Source organism: Kitasatospora sp. NPDC048286 (genome assembly GCF_043201735.1).
Taxonomy (GTDB): domain Bacteria; phylum Actinomycetota; class Actinomycetes; order Streptomycetales; family Streptomycetaceae; genus Kitasatospora.
On the sequence record NZ_JBICZE010000003.1, the window covers coordinates 137261 to 156152 of the forward strand.

Below are 18892 nucleotides of genomic sequence, written 5' to 3' on the forward strand. Positions count from 1 at the left end.
GACCGACAATTCATGCCCTCCTCGCCATCGTCCAGCGCCCAAGCCGTCCGGCAGGTGGTCGCCGCGCGTCTGCGCGAACTCATGCTGGATGCCGGCCTCAACGGGCGAGAGCTGTCGGCCCGGTGCGGGTGGCATCCGGCGAAGACGTCGCGGATCCTCTCCGCGAAGACGACCCCTTCCGAAGCGGACATCCGGGCCTGGTGTGCCGTCTGCGGTTCCGATGACCAGGTGCAGGACCTCGTCGCCACCGTGCGCGTCGTGGAGTCGATGTATTCGGAATGGCGGAGGCTCCAACGCGACGGCATGCGAAAGGTCCAGGAGAACGTCTACGGACTGAACGAGCGGACCCGTCTGTGCCGGGTGTACGTGTCCAACGTCGTTCCCGGCTTCTTCCAGACACCGGCGTATGCCACGGCCCTGATGCGCGCCATCACACAGTTCCAGGGAACCCCTGACGATGTGGCGGAGGCCGTCGCCGCGCGGGTGGCCCGTAGCCGTTTCCTGTACGAGGGCGGTCACCGGTTCGTGGTGCTTATGGAGGAGGCCGTGCTGCGGTACCGCATCGGTGATCCCGACGTGATGCGTGGGCAGCTCAGGCACCTGCTCACTGTGATGCCACTCGCCTCGGTCTCGCTCGGGATCATCCCGTTCACCGCCCGCCGCTCGGTCTGGCCGTTGGAAGCGTTCTACATGTTCGACGACCGACACATCGTGGTGGAGACCCTGACGGCCGAGATCAACGTCAGGCAGCCCCGCGAACTCGCCGACTACAGTAGGGCGTTCGCCCAGCTGTCCGATGTGGCTGTCTTCGGCGCCGCGGCCCGTGCCGTGATCGGGGCTGCGATTGACTCTCTCGGGTGAATCGGCGCAACTACTCGCAAGTTCGTTGAGGCCGGGTGCCGTGGCTCTCTACCGTCCATGGTGTTGTCGGCACCGTGAACGAGGAGGCGCAACCTATGGCAACCGCACCGTGGGGCACGACCCGGATGAGGCCGTACCCGGACACGACCCCGATCCCCGCCGTCTCGGCCGTGATTGACCCCGAAACGCAGATGGCCGTCTTCGTGGACGACCAGGGCCGCAAGGTCGAGATGGGGGCACACGGCACCAGCACGGAGACCAGCGCGCCTACGAACACGGGCGGCGGTGACGGACAGAGCGGCGGACAGAACACGCCGACCGACATGGACAGCATGTCCTCGAACGACCAGGACCAGGGCACTCGCTGAGATGGCGCTGGATCGACACCGGGCCGTCCTGGTCCTGACCAATACGCACGACGTGACGGCCGACTTGGTGCTCCGCATCTTGTCCGAGCGCCGCGTTCCGGTCGTCCGGGTGGATCCCGGTGCTGATCTGCTCGGGAGTGCCTCGTTGACCGCCCGCTACGGCAAGGGCGACCAACGGGGTACCCTGCGCACACCGAGTCGGGAGCTCGACCTCACCCGGGTGCGCTCGGTCTGGGTCCGCCGCCCCTCGCCCTACGAGGCACCGCCGGGGCTGACCGAACACGCTGCCAAGTTCGCCGGAACGCAGGCGTTCTGGGGTGCCGGTGGCATCCTTGCGTCGCTTCCGGACGCCTACTACGTCAATCACCCGTGGCGCATCCGGAATGCGGAGTACAAGCCCGCACAGCTTACGGTGGCCGGCCGGAGCGGGTTCCAGGTGCCGGACACGGTCATCACCACTGATCCCGACGAAGCGCGCCGGTTCTGCGCAGGCCGGCCCCACGGGTCCATCTACAAGCCGCTGTGGGACAGTCGGTACCGCGCGCCCGACGGGACCGCGCGGACGGTGTGGGTGCGGGAGGTCGACCCGGCCGAGATCACCGAAGCGGTGTCCGTCTGCCCGCACATGTTCCAAGGAACTGTGCCCAAGTCGTTCGACGTGCGGGTGACCGCGGTGGGGGACCAGCTGTTCGGTGTTCGGATCACCAGCCCCGATCTCGACTGGCGTGAACGCCAGGACCTGATGACGTGCAGGCCGATCGAGGTGCCGGGCTCCGTCGCCCGCTCGGTGGCCGCCTACCTCGCCGAGTTCCGGTTGGTCTACGGTGCGTTCGACTTCGCGGTGACCGCCGCCGGCGACTGGTACTTCCTGGAATGCAACCCCAACGGGCAATGGGCCTGGCAGGGTTGCGACACCACCTCGGCGATCGCCCGGGCCATCGCCGACCGACTTGAGGAGGGGATCGGCCCATGAATGACTCGGCTCGGCTTCGTGCCGACCTGGTGGACGGACTCACCGGGGAGGACGCGGTGGGCGACCCGGCGTGGCGGGATGCCGCGTTGGCGGTGCCCCGGGAGTTGTTCGTCGGCTCCTTCTTCGTGCCGGTCCCGGGCAGCAGCCCGACCGTTTACCGGCCGGTGCGGCGGGCCGATCCCGGGTGGCTGGAGCAGGTCTACTCGAACGAGACGCTGATCACCCAGCTCGACGGGCGCACCCGCCCCGAGGACGTGACCGGGGGCACCGCGACCGGAACCCCGTCCTCGTCGTCCACCCTGCCCTCGCTGGTGCTGCGCATGTGGCAGCAGCTCGGTGTCGAGGCCGGTCACCGCGTGTTGGAGGTCGGTACGGGCACCGGCTACTCGACCGCCCTGGGCGCACACCGCCTCGGGGACGCCAACCTGACCAGCGTCGAGTACGACCCGGTGGTCGGCGCCGCTGCCGCCGCCGCGATCGGGTCGGCCGGGTTCGCGCCCCGGCTGGTCATCGGTGACGGGCTGCTCGGCGACCCGGACGGCGGCGAGTACGACCGGCTCATCGCCACCTGCGCGGTCCGCTACCTGCCGCCCTGCTGGCTGCACCAGGTGAAGCCCGGCGGCGTCATCCTGGCGACCCTGTCCGGATGGGGGTTCGGGTTCGGACTGGTGCGCCTGGTCGTGACGGCTCCTGGCGAGGGAAGGGGGGTGTTCATGCCCGGCTACACCAGTTTCATGATCGCTCGCCCGCACGACCGGCCACCGCGCCAGAGCATCTCCCTGCTCCCGGGGGACGAACGCCCGTCCCGGATCAACCCGGAGGTCATCGGCACCTGGACCGGCAGTTGGGTCGCCCAGCTCGCGGCGCCGTCAGCCGAACGGATGGGCGCCGGTGGGCACCAGATCCTCTGGGACGTGGCGACCGGGTCGCAGGCCCGGACCGCGCCCCACCCGGACGGCGGGTGGACCGTGGTGCAGCGCGGCCCGCTGCGGCTCTGGGACCAGGTGGAGAGCGCCGTCGAGGCGTGGCAGCGGGCCGGCGAGCCGCACCAGGAGGGGTTCGGCCTCACGGTCTCGGTGACCGGGCAACGGGTGTGGATCGGCACGGAAGACGGGCCGGGCTGGAACCTGCCGATCTGACTGGACGGCCGGCCGTCGTGGTCGGGCCGGCGACGAATACGCGGGCCGGCGGCGAATATGCGCAGGGCCCCGACCGCGGGCAGCGGTCGGGGCCCCTCAGTGCGCAGCCGGTCAGTCGAGCGGCGGGGTCAGCTCCACCTCGTAGCGGTAGAGCCGGCCGTTCACCCAGCAGGCCAGGTCGGCGCCAGCGGTGTGCCGGGCGAGTTCGGTGAGCAGGCGCTCGGTGAACTCGCCCAACTGCCGGGCGTCGACCGGGGCGGCGGCGGAGCGCGCCCCGGCGGCGAAGGGGAGTTCCTCCGCCCGGTGGGACACGGTGTAGGTCACCGAGTCGCCCGCGCCGTCCGACGGGACGATGTGCCGGCCGGGCTCGTCCTCGGTGAAGACCAGCCCGGTGCCCGAGGCGGCGCGGTTGGCCGCCTCGACCAGGGAGAAGCCGGGCTCCGTGGGCGGAGCCCCGCTCCCCAGCCGCAGGTCGACCACGCCCTCGGACGGCTCCGGGAGGACCCGGTAGCTGTAGGCGTCATCGACCTCGAACACCGACTCCGCCTCCGGCCACACGGCGTGCAGCTCGGCGACGAGGGACCGGCAGAACGCCCGCAGGGAACCGATGCTGTCGTCGGTGTCCTCGGTCGTCCAGTAGATGGACACGTGGACGAAGCAGTCGTAGTCCCGCTCCCCGGCACCGGACGACTCGACGGCCGGCCCGGAGAGGTCGCCGGGCGCGCTGCTCAGCCGGAGCCGGAACTTCGAGCCGTCCGCGCCCACGACGTGGTGCCACGGATCCGTGAGCGGATCGGTGGTCAGCGTGAGGACGTCAGAGATCTCCCGGGCGGTGAGGGCGGGACCGGACGGTCGTCTCACCAGGATGGCGGCATCGGTCGACATGGTCTCAACACCCGTGGCCCTTGCACTTGTAGCCGCCGCCGATCGTGCCGCTGATGCTCCAGCCGGTCGGGTCTCCGGCTGCCCAGATGTGGTACTCCTGGAAGTCCGAACTCCGCCTGCGCAGGTAGTCGTCCAGGCTCGCCACGGCCGTCTTGGCGGAGTAGCCGTCCGGCATGCGGATGTAGGTACGCACCGCACCCTTCCCGTTGGACTTCCTCATGTTGTCGTGGACGGCGTTCGGTCCGGGCTTGGTCTCCTTGAACTCGGACGGCACCCCGTCGACCCAGGCGTCGAAGCCCTTTCCGGACTTTCCGCCGTCGTCCAGTGTCGCCTTGACGTGGGAGCCGCCCTGGGCCAGTTGGAAGGCTATCGCGTACTCGCTGTTGCTGAGCGACCAGGTGGTGAGGTTGCTCCCCTTCTTGGTCAGCGTCTTGAACCGGTCCTCGTCGAAGGGGGTTTCGGACTCGTCGATCCGGCCGGCGATGTCCTCGACGTACTTCCGGTCCATGTAGTCCTGCGCCAGGTTGGCGAAGGCGCAGCCGTCCCGGGCGGAGCGGTGGCAGTACTTCTTGTTGATCTCCCGGATCTTCTCCAGGTACTCGCCGATGACCGGGTTGTCCGGCTGCATCAGCCAGGCCACGCGGGCCTCGTGCCACTTCTTGCGGTTCTCCGCGGTGCCCTTGGTGGTCTTGGTCGGGGACGGCGATCCGCCGTCGCCACCGCCACCACGGGTGCTGGGCACCTCGTCGTCGTCACCGTCGTCGGTGCAGTGGGTGACGCACTGCTCGCCCATGGTCGGCTCGTGGAAGACGCCGTTCATGCCGACCCAGCCGTGCAGCGCCATGTCGTTGCCGGAGCAGTCGTCGGCGCACATCTTGCGGCCGTCGGGGTCGCTGGTGCTGGTCGGGTTGCCGCCCGAGTAGGCGTACCCGTTCAGCTCCTTGGGGCTGGTCGGGTCGAACAGCGGGTCGATGCTGAGGAACCGGCCGAGGGACGGGTCGTAGTCGCGCGCTCCGAGGTGGACCAGCCCGGTGGGCTCGTTGACGCCGCCCAGGAACCCGTGGTTGCCCGACCAGGTGGCGGGAGCCGTCCCGCGCTGCTCGCCGTACGGCGTGGTCCGCTTCTGGGCCGCCGCTCCGGTGGCCGCGTCGACGTTCAGTTCGGCGGTGGAGTGGTGGTCGGCGACCTGGAAGGCGACCTTGTTGTCGTCGGTCCGCACGGCCGAGGCCTGGCCGAGCGAGTAGAACCGGGTGGCGACGGGCTTGGCCGCGCCCTTGGTCAGGGTCAGCTCGGTGGTGCCGAGGTAGAGCGTCCAGTTCTCGGCGCTCGGGTTGGCGCTGTCCAGGACGTGGGAGGTCAGCCGGCTGCCGCTGGGGTCGTAGAGGTACTCCGTCGTCCTGGTGCTGGTGGCGGGCCCGTTCTTGACGGTGTCGACGACCTTGCCGAGCTTGCCCTCGGCGTCCCAGGTCAGCGCCTGGTCGCTGGTGGCCCCAGCGGCGAGGTCCCGGTGGCGGGCGATGGTGTTGCCCGCGGGGTCGTAGCCGGCGGTCTCGGCGAGGACGCCGGTGCCGCTGGTGCTCTTCAGCGTGTGCGGCTGGGTGGCCGTCGGGCCGGGGTAGTTGTACTTGGTGGTGACGTCCTTGGCGGGGTCTCCGGTGATGTCGTGCCGGGTCTGGGTGTCCCGGGTGCTGTCGGGGTTGAACTGCCAGCTGGTCCAGTACGGTGCCGGGCCGCCGAGCGCCTTGGCGTCGGGCTTGGCCGGGCAGCCGGTGCCGCTCGGCGTGAACGCCTCGGTGAGCCGGGCCAGGTAGTCGTACTGGAAGCACTGCCGGTCGGTGCCGGAGCGCGAGGTGTCGGTGATCGAGGTGACGTTGCCGGACTGGTCGTAGGTGTACGCGGCCGCGCGCAGCGGGTTCGCCTCGCCGTACTGGTCGGTGCGGCTGGACGCCAGCCGCTGGGTGCCCCACTCGTAGGCGTTGGTGATGTAGAGCTGCTTGTTCGCGGTCCCGTCGGACAGGGTGCTCTGCAGCGGCTTGCTGGTCAGACTGTAGGTCTGGTTCGCGAGGTAACTGCTCAGACCCTCGGCCGTGGTCATCCGGGTGAGGGAGTCGTAGCCGTAGGCCACCGACTCGGCCGCGAGGTTGCCGGCCGCCGGGTAGCTGGTGCTCTGCTGCTTGCCGTCGAGCCGGTAGGTGGTGCCGCTGATGTAGTTCCCGGCGAGGGCCTCCTGGCCGGGGACGGACGGAACGCTGAGCGTGCTGCGGTTCGCGCGGCCCAGCGCGTCGTACAGCGACCAGGTCGTGGTGTACGGGTAGGTGGCGCCGCCGACGGTGGAGTACCTCGTCGCCGAGGAGATCAGACCCTTGTTGCCGGCCGGGTCCCAGACCTGCGAGGTGAGCAGCGGGCCCGAGACGGAGCCGGAGTGCAGCTCGGTCTGCCGGTCGAGGTTGTCGTAGACGTAGGCCAGGGTCTGGTTGTTGCCGTCCCGGCTGGTGGCGAGTCGGCCGCGGTCGTCATAGGTCCTGACCGACGTGCCGGAGTCGGGGTCGACGGTCTTGACCTGCCGGCCCTGCTGGTCGTACGTCCAGCTCCACTGCGTCCCGTACTGGTCTGTCAGCTGGGTGGTGTGCCCGGCCTGGTCGTAGCCGTACCGGATGGTGTCGTAGGCACCAGTGGGGGAGCCTCCGCGGTACTGGCGGATCTCGGTGGTGTGGCCGTGGGCGTCCTTGATGGTCGTTGCCGGGGTGCCACCCTGGGGCGGGGTGACGGTGACCCGGTCGCCGTCGTAGTCGGTGAGCGTGGTGGCGATCGGGGTGCCGACGCCGTTGCCCGCCAGGGTGGTGGACTTGACGACGCGGCCGAGGCCGTCGAAGGTGCTGGCGGTCTGGGTCTCGACGCCGGTGGCGTCCTCGACCTTGAACAGTGTGCCGGAGGCCGCGCCCGTCGCGTAGTAGCCGGCGTAGGCGAGCGCGGCCTGGCCGTGCTCGTCGTAGAAGGTGTCGGTCAGGACCCGGCCGCCGTTGTCCCCGGGGGACTGGGTCTGACGGCCCCGGCCGAAACCGTCGTACAGGGTGTACGCGGTGGCCTGGGAGCCGTCGGCGTTGAGGGCCTTGGTGAAGACGACGCGGATCTGGCCGTCGTTGTCCGTGTAGCCGAACTCGTGGTTCGGGGTCTGGCCGCTGCCCTTGGAGCGGTTCGGCAGCCAGATCTTGAGGGTGCGGCCGAGCGCGTCGTACAGGGTGTCGGTGCGGCGGTTGTTGGCGTCGACGGCATCGACGGTCAGGCCGCGCAGCAGGTCGACGTCGGCGACGGAGACCATGGCGGTGGCGGGGTTGCCCGCGACCACCGGCGGTCCGGTCGTGGTGACCCTGGTGGGCCGGCCGTTCGCCGGGGCGTAGCCGGTGGTGGTGGTCTGCGCCAGCGGGCTGGCCGTGGTCACGGGTGCCGTGGTGCCCGTGGTGTCGAACACCGTGGTGGACGCCAGCTTGGTGGTGCTGTCGGAACGGCCGTAGGCGTCGTAGTGGGTCGTTCCGTCCAGGTAGGTGGCCCGGTTGCCGGAGCGGGACTTCAGGGTGTGCACGGTGGTGACGTCGCCCTTGACGGGGGCGGCGCCGTAGGCCTGGCCGTCGTAGCGGGTGCGGATGTCCGACAGGACGGCGGAGGTGCCGTCCGCCTGGGTGTCGCGGTTCACGGTCGCCGAGCAGCCGGCGGCGACCGTCTCGACCTGGACGCTGCCGGTCAGCATCCACGCCGCGGTGTTGTCGGCGTACGTCGTGCGGGTGCAGGTGTCGTCGGTGCCGACCGCGACGTCGCCCAGGTCCTCGCTCTGCGTCGCACGGCCGTAGTCGTCGAAGGAGGTCGAGGTGCGGGTCTCGCGCCAGGCGGCGCCCGCGCCCTTGTCGAGCGAGGTGAAGGTCCTGCTCGCCTGGGTGCCGGTGAGGTTGGCGGTGGTGGTGCCCCAGTCGTTGGAGCGCTTGGCGGTCTCCTTCTTCCACGGGGTGCTGACGGACTTGGAGAGGATCACGCCGCCGGGCTTGTCGTACTGCTCGCTGCGGTACTCGAAGCCGGCCCAGGCCTGGTCGTCGGTCAGGACGGTGCCCTGGCCGTCGTCGACGGTGACGCTGCGCTTGCTGTTCTTGTCGGCGGGGTTGTTGCGGTCCTGGTCCATGCCGCGCAGGAACCAGTGGTCGGCCTGGGTGGTCACGCCCGTCACGCCGCCGGTCTCGACCCGGGCGTGGGCGTAGCCGCGCCACTGCGACCAGGTCTTGAGCTTGGCCGGGGTCAGGCCGTCCTCGTCGTCGAAGTGCCAGGCGGCGTCGCCGAGGTAGGTGTAGCGGGTGACCATGTCGGGCGCGCCGCCGGTGCGGTCGGTGGCAATGACCGCGTTGACGACGTACTTGTTGAACCACTCGGTGGTCACCGGCACGTCGTTGGACGGCTGGTACATCTGCGGGAAGCAGCGGGTGGTGTTGCTCTGCGGCGCGGGCAGGTTGTTCCAGTCACAGGCCGCGGCCGAGTAGTTGACGTCGATCTGGCCGCCCTGCTCGTCGGTGACGGTGCCCAGCCGCTGCTTGATGAACGGCATGCGGCCGTCGCCGACCTTGTCGAGCCGGTTCGCCATCTGCTTGTAGGCGAAGCCGGTCTTGGGCAGGGCGATCGCCGGGGTGGCGGAGGAGCCGGTGTGCTGGATGGAGTCCAGCAGCAGCTGGTAGTCGAAGTCGGCCGTGCCCCACTTGTGGGTCAGGTTCCAGGTGTCGACAGTGGCGTAGCTCCCGTCGGCCTGGAGGGTCTTGGCGGTGACGGAGGTGAGGCGGGTCCGGGTGAAGTAGGTCGGCGAGTTCTGCCCGGTGCAGTCGGTGCCGTCCTTGCAGTTCTGGTCCCACGGGGTGTCGTACCAGTACTGCCGGTTGGTGTCGATCTTCGCCGGGTCGCAGAGGCCGGCCGCGGTCTCCAGGCAGCGTTCGGCGGTGCCGAACTCGACCCGGCCCATCGGCTTGACGGTGGCCGAGTGGATGTCGCCCTGCTGCTGACCGTACTCGATGTGGTCCAGGCGCCCGCCGCGGATGTAGGACGTGCGGTCGGTGGCCTTCAGGTTGCGGCCGTAGTTGTTGGTCTCGGGCGTGTACCAGTACGTGATGTCGTTGCCGTGGGAGTCGACCACCAGGTCCAGGTTCCACCGCCAGCCCTGTTGGCACCAGGAGGACGCGAAGTCGGCGCCGTTGCACGGCTCGCCCGCGTTGTTGCCGTAGACCGGCACGGTGTAGACGGACTTGGTCTCCGGCTTGCCGGCGCTCCAGTTGGGCAGACGGTTGTAGCCGAAGTAGTAGTTGGTGCCGTCGGTGGTGGTGGCGCGGAAGTACTCGCCGTCGTTGTCGCCGTTGCCCCGGCCGGTATCACGGACGCGGGTGACCTTGGTGTTGTCGTCACCCTTGATCCGCCACTCGTCGCCGGAGACCGGGATCAGCTCGCCGGAGTGCCCGTCGAAGCTGATGGTGGCGTTGTCGGTGGCCCAGCACAGGTCGCCCGGGCTGGCGGAGCCGGTCTTGGGCGCACCGTCGTCGGCGCACGCCTTGTAGCTGCGCTCCACGAAGCCGGGGGAGAGCTCGAAGCCGTCGCCCGCCCAGGAGGACTGGTTGTTGCTGTTGGCCGTGCGGCCGTCGATCGCGCCGGAGTTGTAGTTCAGGCCGATCTTCGGGGTCAGCCCGCCGGGCATCACCGTCAGTGGCATGTCGTACGACCAGCTGAACGATCCGCTGTTCAGGGACGTCGACCAGGAGGACGCCGAGGTGAGCGGCGTCGCCTTGTAGTCCCCGCTGGGCCCGGCCGTTCCGGCCGTGGCCGCCACGACCATCGCGCCCGGTGCGGACGCGAGCCGCATCGACCCGGCCGGGGCCGCCGTCAGCGCGTCGGCGGCGACGGTCTGCTTCGCCACGTCGTTGCCGCCCGGCAGTGGGGTCTGCACCCGGCACTCGGGCAGGTCGGGGGTGGTCAGCGCGCACTCGGGCAGCCGGACCAGCTTCAGCCGGGAGCCGAAGCCGGAGCCCGCCGCCTGGGCGAAGGACGAGTAGTCGACGGCCAGGCCGCTGTTCTCGTCCGCGCCGGAGACGGTCAGCAGCACGCCGTTGATGCCGGCCTTGGTGGCGGCGTCCTGGCCGAGCAGCTCGACCTTCGCCTTGCCCGCCGCGCCGGCGGAGGAGACGGCGACCGGCAGCTTGCCGGCCTTGACCGCTTTGCCCTTCTCGCCGGGGACGTCGACGGTGGCGCTGCCCGCGGCGGGCAGGGAGCCGTGCTTGCCGTCGGTCTTGCTGACGGTGGTGTCGGCCTTGCGGCCCTTGGTCTTCGCCTCCGAGCCCTTGACCGGCTTCTCCGGGGAGACCGCCGAGGGCTTGGTGTACGGTTCCGCGGCCGCCGCGACGGCGGCCAGTGGCAGTGCCGGCAGCAGCGACCCGACCAGTGTGCCCGCGATGACCGCGGACACTCTGGAGCGGGTCGGCCGGGGCACCGACCTCTTCCTGCTCATGGGGAAACAACTCCTTGAGGTGAAACGGGTGTGACGGACCACGGGCCGGGCGGCAGGAAGCCGCCCGGCCCGCAGGTAGAGGGGGATCAGACCCCGGTGGAGGTGCCGAGCTCGACGTAGTCGGCGAGCTTGACGATCTGCGCGGGGCTCAGCACGCCCTGATACAGCCAGACGTCGTCCAGCTCACCGGAGAAGTACTCGCCCCAGGCACCGGAGTCCTTGCTCCGGCCGAACTGGAGGCCGCCGCCAGCCTCGAAGGGCTGCGGGGCGGTGGTCCAGGAGATGTGCGGGGTGCAGCCGGTCGAACCGTCCGGGCAACCCTGGTTCTCCACCTGGCCGTTGACGTACAGGACCAGCCGGTCCGTGAAGGCGTCGTAGCTGACCGCCAGGTGCGTCCAGTTCTCCATGGCGGAGACGGCGGAGCTGTGCGCGGTCAGGGTGCGCGTCGCGCCGGTGGCGTCGGAGTCGCGGACCTCGGCCTGCCACTGGCCGTACGGCTGGCCGGTGGCGTCGTTGCCCAGCGGGACCCAGCGCACGGCGACGGCGCTGTTGTTGGCGCCGGCCACCGACAGGGCGGTCATCTTCCGGGCCGGGACGCCCGCGGTGTTCGCCCAGCCGGCCAGGGTGAAGCTCTGGCCGGTGTGCAGCGGGGTCGAGGCGGTCGCGGCGTAGCCGGTGGTGCCATCCAGCAGCAGGATGCCGGGGACGGTCAGCACGCCGCCGTCGGCCTTGATGGAGGCGCCGCCGCCGAGCTGGGCGCCGGCCTTGGCCGGGCCCTCGTCGGGGGTGACGGCCGGGGTGCCGGTGGCCGAGGAGAGCTTCCAGCGGCCGGCCAGCTGCGGGCGCTGCTGCACCATGGTGCCGGCCTCCGGGCCCGTGACGACCCGGTCGTAGACCCGCACGTCGTCGATGTCGCCGCCGAAGAACTCGCCGTTGACGCCCTCGCGGTTGACGGCACCGATCTGCAGCGGGCCGGGGTTGGCCCACGGCGCGTTCTGGGTGTAGTCCGACTCGCCGACGAGGAAGCCGTTGATGTAGAAGCGCAGCTTCTTGGCGGCGGTGTCGGAGACGCCCAGCAGGTGGGTCCACTCGCCGGTGGTGCCGGCGAAGCAGGGCGCGCCGTTGATCTGGGTGCCCGGGGTGCAGTCGGGCTGCCAGGTGCGCACCAGGGTGTCGGCGGAGGTGTCCTCCTTGTAGCGGCCGAAGATCCAGCGCTTCCAGTAGGTGGAGTAGTACAGCGAGAACTCGCTGTTGTGCTGGCCGATCTGCGTGACGGCGATCTTCGCGCTGGTGTCGTTGGCGGCGGGGGCCGGCAGCTTCACCCAGGCGGAGACCGAGAAGTCCCGGCTGCCGTCGACCTGCGGGCGGGTGCCGCGCAGGTAGTCGTCCACGCCGTCCAGGTGGATCGCCTTGTCGGCGATGCCGGGCTGGCCGAGCGCGACGCCGTTGTAGGCGGTGAGGTTGTCGGTCTCGGCGGTACCGGCCGGCTTGGCGTCACTGCCGTCCAGGTGCCAGACCGCCTTGGCCGGGCGGCCGGTGGCGAGCTGCTTGTCCGCGGCCACGTCGGCGACCTCGGTCGTGCTCAGGGAGCGGTCCCAGACCCTGACCTCGTCGATGGCGCCGGGCCAGTAGTCGACCCACTGGCCCTTCCAACGGGCGCGACCGATCTCCAGCGGGCCGTGTCCGTCCCAGACCGCGTTCGCGGTGCCCGACTTGGCCAGGGTGCCGTTGACGTACAGCTGGATGGTCTTCGAGTCCGCGTTCCAGACGCCGGTCAGGTGGGTCCACACGCCGGGCGTCGCGGGGTCGGTGGACTGGAGCCCGATCGTGCTCGCGTCCTGGTTACCGGCCGCGGTCTGGACCTTGAAGCCCCACTTGAGGACGCCGGCGACGTTCTCGATACCGAGGTGGAAGGCGTAGTAGTCCGGGCCGCCCTGGCTGACCGCCGCGCGGGTTCCGGTGGTGCCGTCGAACCGGACCCAGGAGGAGACGGTGAAACTGCGAGGGGTGTCCAGTACCGCGCCCTGGGTCTCGGCGTAGCCGTTGGCGGTGCCGTTCAGGGCGAGGGCCTCTTTGAGGTGGCCGGGAGCACCCGGCGTGGCGCCGGTGTTGAGGGCGGCCTCGAAGCCACCGCCGGTGCCTGCGACACTCGTGCCGCCGGCGGCATCGTCCATCGACCAGCCGGCGCGCTGCGGCTGCCCGGAGAGGACGTTGAAGTAGTACGTCTCGGGCTGCGAGGCGTTGCCCGCGCCGTCGACGGCCCGGGCGGAGACGAAGTGCACGCCGGCGGTCTGCGGCTGGACACGGACCGTCTGCCCGGCGCCGCCGCTGGTGGCGATCTCGTTCGCCGCGGACGGCGAGGTGTCGAGGCCCCACTGGTACTTGACCACGTCGGTGGCGGCGGACTTCAGGGTGAACTGGCCGGTGCGGCCGACGCCGTCGGTCCACGGGAGCGCCGCGGTGGCGTCCTTGGAGCCCGGGTAGGCGTTGGAGGTGATCGCCGGGCCGTCCGGTGCGGAGGTGTCGACGATGAAGTAGCAGCCGGTCGGGTCACCGTCGGAGGACCACGGCCCCCACTGCGCGCCGTCCCAGGCGCGGGCCTCCCAGTCGAGCTGGAGGTTCTGCGGCAGGCCGGTCGGCAGTGGCCAGGAGAAGATCGAGCCGGAGCCCTTGAAGGTGTCCCAGCCCGGTGCGGCGTCCTCCGAGCCGGTGGACCACCAGCGGCGGCGCAGGCCGGTGCCGTCGTCCCAGCCGACCGCGAACTGCACGCCGATCGCCTCGCCGTCCGGGTCGGTGGCGCGGGTGGTGACCTGCGGCATCTTGTTGATCTTGATGCCCGGGTACTGGCAGACCGAGCCCGGCGACATCGTCATGTCGGACATCGGGATCTGGTTGGGCCGCAGGTTGTAGTACACCGACAGGTAGGCGTCGTCGGTGAAGCGCTTCCAGGCGAGGGTGTCGCCCTCGTTCTGGGCCTTCAGACCGAAGGTGATGGTCGGCCAGCCCCAGTTGGCGGCGTCCTGGACGAGGTTGCGGACCGCGCCGTCCTCGCCGTACTCCAGCCAGCCGCCGGGGCAGTTGCCGCTCCAGCCCTTGGCGGTGTTGATGGTCTGCAGGTAGCGGCCCCAGAACCCGGCGGCGTTCTGGCTGTTCCAGTTCAGGCCGGAGGAGATGTAGCCGGTGTTCCACAGCTCGACGGGCCGGGCGTCGCAGGAGTACGACCAGCTCTCGTAGGTGCCGAAGGTGGCGCTGAGGATCTGCTTGCCGACGAACGGGTTGGGCACCTGGAAGAACGCCCGCTTCACGTCGGTCGGCGCGCACCGCGAGGTGTCGCCGCAGTAGCCGACGCCCCAGTCGTGGACGTAGCTGCTGTTGTACGTGAAGTGCCAGTACGCCTGGTTCGGGTAGCTGCGCGAGACGCCCGCCCAGTCACCGGCGTGCGGGGTGTACCACGCCGGGTCGATCATCACCGGGTAGACGGTGTCCGGGGCGTCGAGCATGGCCTGGTCGGGGGACAGCACCAGGCCGTCCTTGGGCAGGTCGACCTTGAGGCGGGTCATCTTGGCGCCCTCGCCGGGCAGGTCGCCCTCGCCGTACGCGGCGGGATCGGGCTGACCGGCGGCGGGAGCGGCGGCGGCCGGGGCCTCGGCCCGCGGCGCCTGCTGCGGGGCGGCCTTGAGCGCCTTCGGGGCGGCGGCCGCGGGGGCCGGGGCGGAGGGGGTGCTCGCCGCGGCGGGCGCGGCGGGCTTGGTGGAGTCCCACATCACCGGGACGGGCGCCTCGAAGACGGTGCCGCCGCCGGACAGGTCCTTGGCCTTGAGGGTGCCGTCGGCCTCCTTGCTGACGGTCAGGCCGTCGCCGTGCAGGCCGAGTCGGAGCTGGTCCAGCTCGGGGTTCTGCGCGGCCTCGGGTGTGCGCACCACGATGACCTGGGTGAACCCGGTCTTGGTGGCGGTCAGCCGCAGGTCGACGTCCGGCAGGATCGAGGTGTACTCGGCGGTCGCGCCGGTGACCGTCGGCTTGGGCAGCGGCTTCGGCCAGCTGAGCTTCAGCTCCTTGCCGGCCCGCGCCATCCGGACCAGCGGCTCGCTGCCGCCGCCGGAGAACCGCAGGTCGGCGGTGGAGCCCTTGGGGGCGACGGCGCCGTCCGGCAGCGCCTGCAGCGTCGGGTCGAGGTCCACCCAGGTGCCGTTCTTGCGCACCCGCTTGGGCTGGACGTAGGTGGTGGTCTTCAGCTTGCCGTCGGGCTGGGCGACGGTGTCGCTGGACTCGCCGCGCTTGGCGAGCACCTCGACCGGCTTGCCGGTGCGGGCGGCTTCCTTGACGGCCAGGCTCTCCGCGCTGTCCTGGGTGTCCGTCACGCCGGGCGGCGGTGTTCCGCCGGGGACTGCGGCGGCGGCCGGCGCCACCGCGGTCGCGGCCAGCGCGACCGCGGCGAGTGCCGCGGCGAGCAGGCTGCCCGACCGTCTTGCTGCTGTTCTCACTGTGCGTAAGCTCCGACTTCCGGTGTATGGGCGAAGTTTGAGCGGATCTTCATGGACGCTTAAACGACTGTCAAAGGTTCATGAGAAAGCCATGAGGATCCACACACCCGCCGATGCACCGTCAGAAGGGGAGTAGCTCAGTTAAAACCGGATAAACCGACCAGCCGGTTGTGGCGCAACTCACATCCGAAAAAGAGGTCGGAGAGTCGGGTTCCGAATTCATGAGGCGGTAGCGAACGGTAACCATGCTGGTCATCAGGGGTGTTCGGGCGCCGCGCTGGGTTCAGCGGGGCCCGGCGGCCCGGGGCGGCAGGGTCCGCAGGGCCTGGGCGATCTGGCCGAGCCAGCGGGTCTCCGCCTCCATGCCGCCGATGTGCGGAAGGTGGGGCTCGGCCGCCGGCGGGACGGTGCCGGGAGCTCCGTCGTCGGGATCCCGCACCCGGGCGCGGAGCAGCGCGTCCGCGATCCTGGTGGCCTCGGCCCGCGCCGCGGCCTCGGTGCCGCGGGGCGCGCCGCCCGCCCCCGCCGGCGCCTCCGCCGTGCGGTAGCGGCGCAGGATCAGCAGCCCGTCCCGGATCTCGATGACCCGGCGGTAGAGCGCGAGTTCGGCGTCGGCCGGCGGCATCCGGCCGGAGCTGAGGGCGATCTGCGGGAAGGCCGCGTGCAGCGCCCGCCACAGCGGCCCGAGCGACCGGTAGCTGCGGTACGCGGCCCGCCAGCGCCGGGCGGCGCGGCCGGCGCGCGCCCACAGCAGGGTGGTGGCACCGGCCAGCAGCAGGACCGCGCACAGCCGCCCGAGCACCAGCGAGACCGGGTCCTCGGTGGTCAGCTGGCGGCCCGAGCGCAGGGCGCCGAGGACGTCGTCGAACCCCCACGCGGCCCAGAGCAGGCCGATGGCGGCGGTGAGGGTGATCAGGCCGAGGGCCGTGCGCAGGGCCGTGGTGTCGGCCTGGCGGGTCCAGTGCAGCGTCTGGCGCGCCAGGGTGACGAGGCAGCAGGTCACGTAGCCGGTGATGACCAGGTCGTAGCCGGCCAGCGCCACCGGGCCGAACGCGCCGGTGGCCACCATCTGGCCGCCGTCCTCGCGGATCCCGGCGAGCAGGAACAGGACGGTCGCCGAGAGGACCGCGAGGGCGGTGCCGGCCTGGCGCAGGCGAAGCGCCCGGGCGTCGGCCGCGGGACGGCGCAGTGAGACGGCCGCCAGCGCGAGGAACCCGGCGGAGCCCATCTTGAGGTGGTCGGTGAACATGCCGGACAGGCCCGCCAGGCCGGTTCCGTGGTCGATGTCCGCCCTGGTCTGACCGGCCATCAGCGCCAGGAAGGCGCCGAAGCACCAGGCGAAGCAGCAGGTGTGGCGCAGTGCCGGCGTGCGGCCGCGGCGCCCGCGCGCGAAGAAGCGGTACGTGCTCAGGCCGAGCAGCAGGACCGCGGCGCAGGCGAGGACGGGGTCAGTCATGCGGGCCCGGCGGGCGGCGGGAGCCCAGCAGGGGGAAGAGCCGGTGCGCCCACTCGGCGTCGCGGGACTGGGCGCCGGACGGGCGGCCGCCGGGCAGCAGGGCCCGTTTGAGGATCAGCGAGGCGAGCAACTCCGCCTCCTGCTCCTGGGGTTCGAGGTAGACGGTGCGCCCCAGGACCTTCCCGATCATCGTCGGGGAGAGGTGCGGCAGCAGGCCGCGGGTGAGCCCGGGGTCGGGCGAGGGGCTGTCGGCGTGGCCCAACAGCAGGTGGGCGTACTCGTGCACCAGGATGTGCTGGCGGTGCACCTCGCTGGTGTCCTCGGCGTACACGATGTAGTCGGCCTGACCGGTCGTCACCAGCAGTCCGCAGGGCGCACCGGGCTTCGCGGGGACGGCGATCAGGTCGATCGGGCGGCCGCGGTCGCGGGCGAGGCGGGCGACGAGCTCGGCGGCGTCGAACGGGTCGGGGAGGTCGAGCGACTCGCTGATCGCGCGGCAGCGCCGCATCATTCCGCCGTGCCGTCGGATCCACCGCAATGCGCGCCTCGCCTATCCGCCGGGGCCGACGTGGCCGGTCAACCGTCGCGGGGTGCCTCCTCGGCGGCACCACGTCGTGCTCACTGGGAGGGCTTGCCCCTGGCAGCCTCCCGGCGAGCGATAGTCTCGATCACATCGGAGACCGTGTCCAGAGCTTCGGGTGAGAGTTCCACCGCCCGCAGCGCCATGTTCCGGACACCGGCGTCCCGCAGCGCCTCCAGCAGGGCGAGTTCGGCGACGATCTCCTCGGGGCGGTCGTCGAAGAAGTAGGCCGGTGAGACATGGAAGAACGCCGCCAGCGCCTCCAGGTGACGCTTGGTCGGGTTGTCGCGCTTGCCGGTGCGCAGCTGCCACAGGTAGGTGGCCGAGAAGGTCTCGCCGGTGGCCTCGCGACAGGCGCGCGCCACGTCCTCGTTGCTGTACTGCTCCCGGTTGGGGCGCCGGACCGTGCGGAACAACGTCTCGATCTTCTCGGCGAGCGTGCTCGCCCCGGCTTCCGCCATCTCCGCCTCCTGCGCCGCCACTTCCGGTCACGGCGACGCTGGAGCACGGGGCCGGCCGCCGGGTAACCATCGTAGCTTCGGGCGTGGCGCCACCTCCCGGCAACGGTCCTCCGGAACGAACACGCGAACGAACGTCGGAATGAACGCGGGCCCGGCCCTCGGGGGAGGGCCGGACCCGACGTCCTGTGAGAGGGGTGGTGCGTGCGGGTCAGCAGCAGCCGTAGCTGAAGCTGCCGCAGGTGCCGCACCAGCTCCGGTCGGTGTCGCCGCAGAGGTCGTTGTAGGTGATCTGCTCCTCGCCGCCGGTGAGGGTGGTGAGGTCCGGTTCACCGAGGGGGTGGCCGGGGGCGGTGTGCGCCTCCGGGTCCTTCCAGGACCGGGCGATCTCGTCGTTGCTCATCGTTCGACTCCTTCCTGGTCGCTCAGCAGCAGCCGACGCTGAAGCTGCCGCAGGTGCCGCATCCGGTCTGCATGGAGGCGCAGATGTCGAAGATCGTGATCTGCTCCTCGCCGCCGGTGAGGGTGGTGAGGTCCGGTTCGCCGAGGGGGTGGCCGGGGGCGGTGTGCGCCGTCTCCGGGTCCTTCCAGGACCGGACGATGTCCTCGTTGCTCATCGTTTCGACTCCGTCTCGGTCGCTCAGCAGCAGCCGTAGCTGAGGCTGCCGCAGGTGCCGCACGCGGTCTGGTTGCTGCACATGTCGAAGATGGTCATCTCCTGCTCGCCGCCGGTGAGGGCGCTGAGGTCCGGCTCGCCCAGCGGGTGGCCGGGGGCGGTGTGCGCGGCCTCCGGGTCCTTCCAGGACCGGACGATGTCCTCGTTGCTCATGGCGTTCCTTCCGTTTCGGGTTCCGGGAGTGGAGGTGGTTGGGCCGTCAGCAGTGGGTGCCGGTGGCCCAGGTGGGGCAGCAGCCGGCGCTGCCGAGGGCCTCGCTGCCGTCCTCCTCGTCGGAGAGGCCGCCGACCATCAGGCCGAGGTCGATCTCGCCGGACGGGTGGGCGGGGGCGGTGGCGCGGGCGGTGTGCTCCGGGTCCTTCCAGGCGCGGGCGATGCTGTCGTCGGTCATGGCGGTCCTGCCTTTCGGTGGGTGGTTGCGCGACCGGGCGGCCGGGTGGCCGACCGGGGTTCCGGGGACGGGCGTCGGGCGCCCGTCGGATTGAGCCCGTC

The 18892-nt window shown here is 71.0% G+C and carries 14 protein-coding genes; 4 read left to right on the forward strand and 10 right to left on the reverse strand.

The features are described from left to right. Positions 1-12 precede the first annotated feature (12 nt). The 4 genes from ACGF13_RS08475 (at position 13) to tgmC (ending at position 3341) form a co-directional block, all read left to right on the forward strand. Complete coding sequence (locus ACGF13_RS08475) at positions 13-861, forward strand: helix-turn-helix domain-containing protein (protein ID WP_392870450.1); 849 nt, start codon at positions 13-15, stop codon at positions 859-861. A 95-nt stretch (positions 862-956) separates the two neighbouring features. After that, positions 957-1229 carry a putative ATP-grasp-modified RiPP gene (gene tgmA, locus ACGF13_RS08480; protein ID WP_392870453.1) on the forward strand — a complete coding sequence of 91 codons (273 nt, stop codon included), beginning with the start codon at positions 957-959 and terminating at the stop codon, positions 1227-1229. A 1-nt stretch (position 1230) separates the two neighbouring features. After that, positions 1231-2202 (forward strand): ATP-grasp ribosomal peptide maturase, encoded by a 972-nt coding sequence (gene tgmB / locus ACGF13_RS08485; RefSeq protein WP_392870456.1) that lies wholly within the window; start codon positions 1231-1233, stop codon positions 2200-2202. Next, the gene (gene tgmC / locus ACGF13_RS08490; RefSeq protein WP_392870459.1) at positions 2199-3341 is read left to right on the forward strand and encodes an ATP-grasp peptide maturase system methyltransferase; all 1143 of its coding nucleotides are present in this window, start codon (positions 2199-2201) and stop codon (positions 3339-3341) included. The genes tgmB and tgmC overlap by 4 nt, the downstream gene beginning before the upstream one ends. A 111-nt stretch (positions 3342-3452) precedes the next feature. Here tgmC and ACGF13_RS08495 read toward each other — a convergent pair whose 3' ends face one another. From ACGF13_RS08495 to ACGF13_RS08540, 10 genes are all read right to left on the reverse strand, one after another. Continuing rightward, positions 3453-4226 (reverse strand): hypothetical protein, encoded by a 774-nt coding sequence (locus ACGF13_RS08495; protein ID WP_392870462.1) that lies wholly within the window; start codon positions 4224-4226, stop codon positions 3453-3455. Between the two features lie 4 nt (positions 4227-4230). Next, positions 4231-10746 (reverse strand): RHS repeat domain-containing protein, encoded by a 6516-nt coding sequence (locus tag ACGF13_RS08500; RefSeq protein WP_392870465.1) that lies wholly within the window; start codon positions 10744-10746, stop codon positions 4231-4233. An 86-nt stretch (positions 10747-10832) separates the two neighbouring features. Then, the gene (locus tag ACGF13_RS08505; protein WP_392870468.1) at positions 10833-15230 is read right to left on the reverse strand and encodes a LamG-like jellyroll fold domain-containing protein; all 4398 of its coding nucleotides are present in this window, start codon (positions 15228-15230) and stop codon (positions 10833-10835) included. 283 nt (positions 15231-15513) lie between these two features. Then, positions 15514-16686: an MAB_1171c family putative transporter gene (locus tag ACGF13_RS08510; RefSeq protein ID WP_392870471.1), complete on the reverse strand. Its 1173-nt coding sequence runs from the start codon at positions 16684-16686 to the stop codon at positions 15514-15516. Continuing rightward, entirely contained in the window at positions 16679-17194 is a 516-nt protein-coding gene (locus ACGF13_RS08515) for a ParH-like protein (protein ID WP_392870474.1), read from the reverse strand. The genes ACGF13_RS08510 and ACGF13_RS08515 overlap by 8 nt, the downstream gene beginning before the upstream one ends. Before the next feature lie 110 nt (positions 17195-17304). Then, positions 17305-17727 carry an XRE family transcriptional regulator gene (locus ACGF13_RS08520; RefSeq protein ID WP_392870477.1) on the reverse strand — a complete coding sequence of 141 codons (423 nt, stop codon included), beginning with the start codon at positions 17725-17727 and terminating at the stop codon, positions 17305-17307. Between the two features lie 208 nt (positions 17728-17935). After that, on the reverse strand, positions 17936-18127 hold the full coding sequence (locus tag ACGF13_RS08525; protein ID WP_392870480.1) for a hypothetical protein: 192 nt from the start codon (positions 18125-18127) through the stop codon (positions 17936-17938). 22 nt (positions 18128-18149) lie between these two features. After that, entirely contained in the window at positions 18150-18341 is a 192-nt protein-coding gene (locus ACGF13_RS08530) for a hypothetical protein (protein WP_392870483.1), read from the reverse strand. A gap of 23 nt (positions 18342-18364) precedes the next feature. Beyond that, complete coding sequence (locus ACGF13_RS08535; protein WP_392870486.1) at positions 18365-18553, reverse strand: hypothetical protein; 189 nt, start codon at positions 18551-18553, stop codon at positions 18365-18367. A gap of 46 nt (positions 18554-18599) precedes the next feature. Beyond that, on the reverse strand, positions 18600-18791 hold the full coding sequence (locus tag ACGF13_RS08540) for a hypothetical protein (protein WP_392870489.1): 192 nt from the start codon (positions 18789-18791) through the stop codon (positions 18600-18602). Positions 18792-18892 lie beyond the last annotated feature (101 nt).

Bases quoted from the DNA above. Each gene is read 5' to 3' on its own strand.
- ACGF13_RS08475 (WP_392870450.1), top strand. From the start codon at position 13: ATGCCCTCCTCGCCATCGTCCAGCGCCCAAGCCGTCCGGCAGGTGGTC.
- tgmA (WP_392870453.1), top strand. From the start codon at position 957: ATGGCAACCGCACCGTGGGGCACGACCCGGATGAGGCCGTACCCGGAC.
- tgmB (WP_392870456.1), top strand. From the start codon at position 1,231: ATGGCGCTGGATCGACACCGGGCCGTCCTGGTCCTGACCAATACGCAC.
- tgmC (WP_392870459.1), top strand. From the start codon at position 2,199: ATGAATGACTCGGCTCGGCTTCGTGCCGACCTGGTGGACGGACTCACC.
- ACGF13_RS08495 (WP_392870462.1), bottom strand. From the start codon at position 4,226: ATGTCGACCGATGCCGCCATCCTGGTGAGACGACCGTCCGGTCCCGCC.
- ACGF13_RS08500 (WP_392870465.1), bottom strand. From the start codon at position 10,746: ATGAGCAGGAAGAGGTCGGTGCCCCGGCCGACCCGCTCCAGAGTGTCC.
- ACGF13_RS08510 (WP_392870471.1), bottom strand. From the start codon at position 16,686: ATGACTGACCCCGTCCTCGCCTGCGCCGCGGTCCTGCTGCTCGGCCTG.
- ACGF13_RS08515 (WP_392870474.1), bottom strand. From the start codon at position 17,194: ATGCGGCGCTGCCGCGCGATCAGCGAGTCGCTCGACCTCCCCGACCCG.
- ACGF13_RS08520 (WP_392870477.1), bottom strand. From the start codon at position 17,727: ATGGCGGAAGCCGGGGCGAGCACGCTCGCCGAGAAGATCGAGACGTTG.
- ACGF13_RS08525 (WP_392870480.1), bottom strand. From the start codon at position 18,127: ATGAGCAACGACGAGATCGCCCGGTCCTGGAAGGACCCGGAGGCGCAC.
- ACGF13_RS08530 (WP_392870483.1), bottom strand. From the start codon at position 18,341: ATGAGCAACGAGGACATCGTCCGGTCCTGGAAGGACCCGGAGACGGCG.
- ACGF13_RS08535 (WP_392870486.1), bottom strand. From the start codon at position 18,553: ATGAGCAACGAGGACATCGTCCGGTCCTGGAAGGACCCGGAGGCCGCG.
- ACGF13_RS08540 (WP_392870489.1), bottom strand. From the start codon at position 18,791: ATGACCGACGACAGCATCGCCCGCGCCTGGAAGGACCCGGAGCACACC.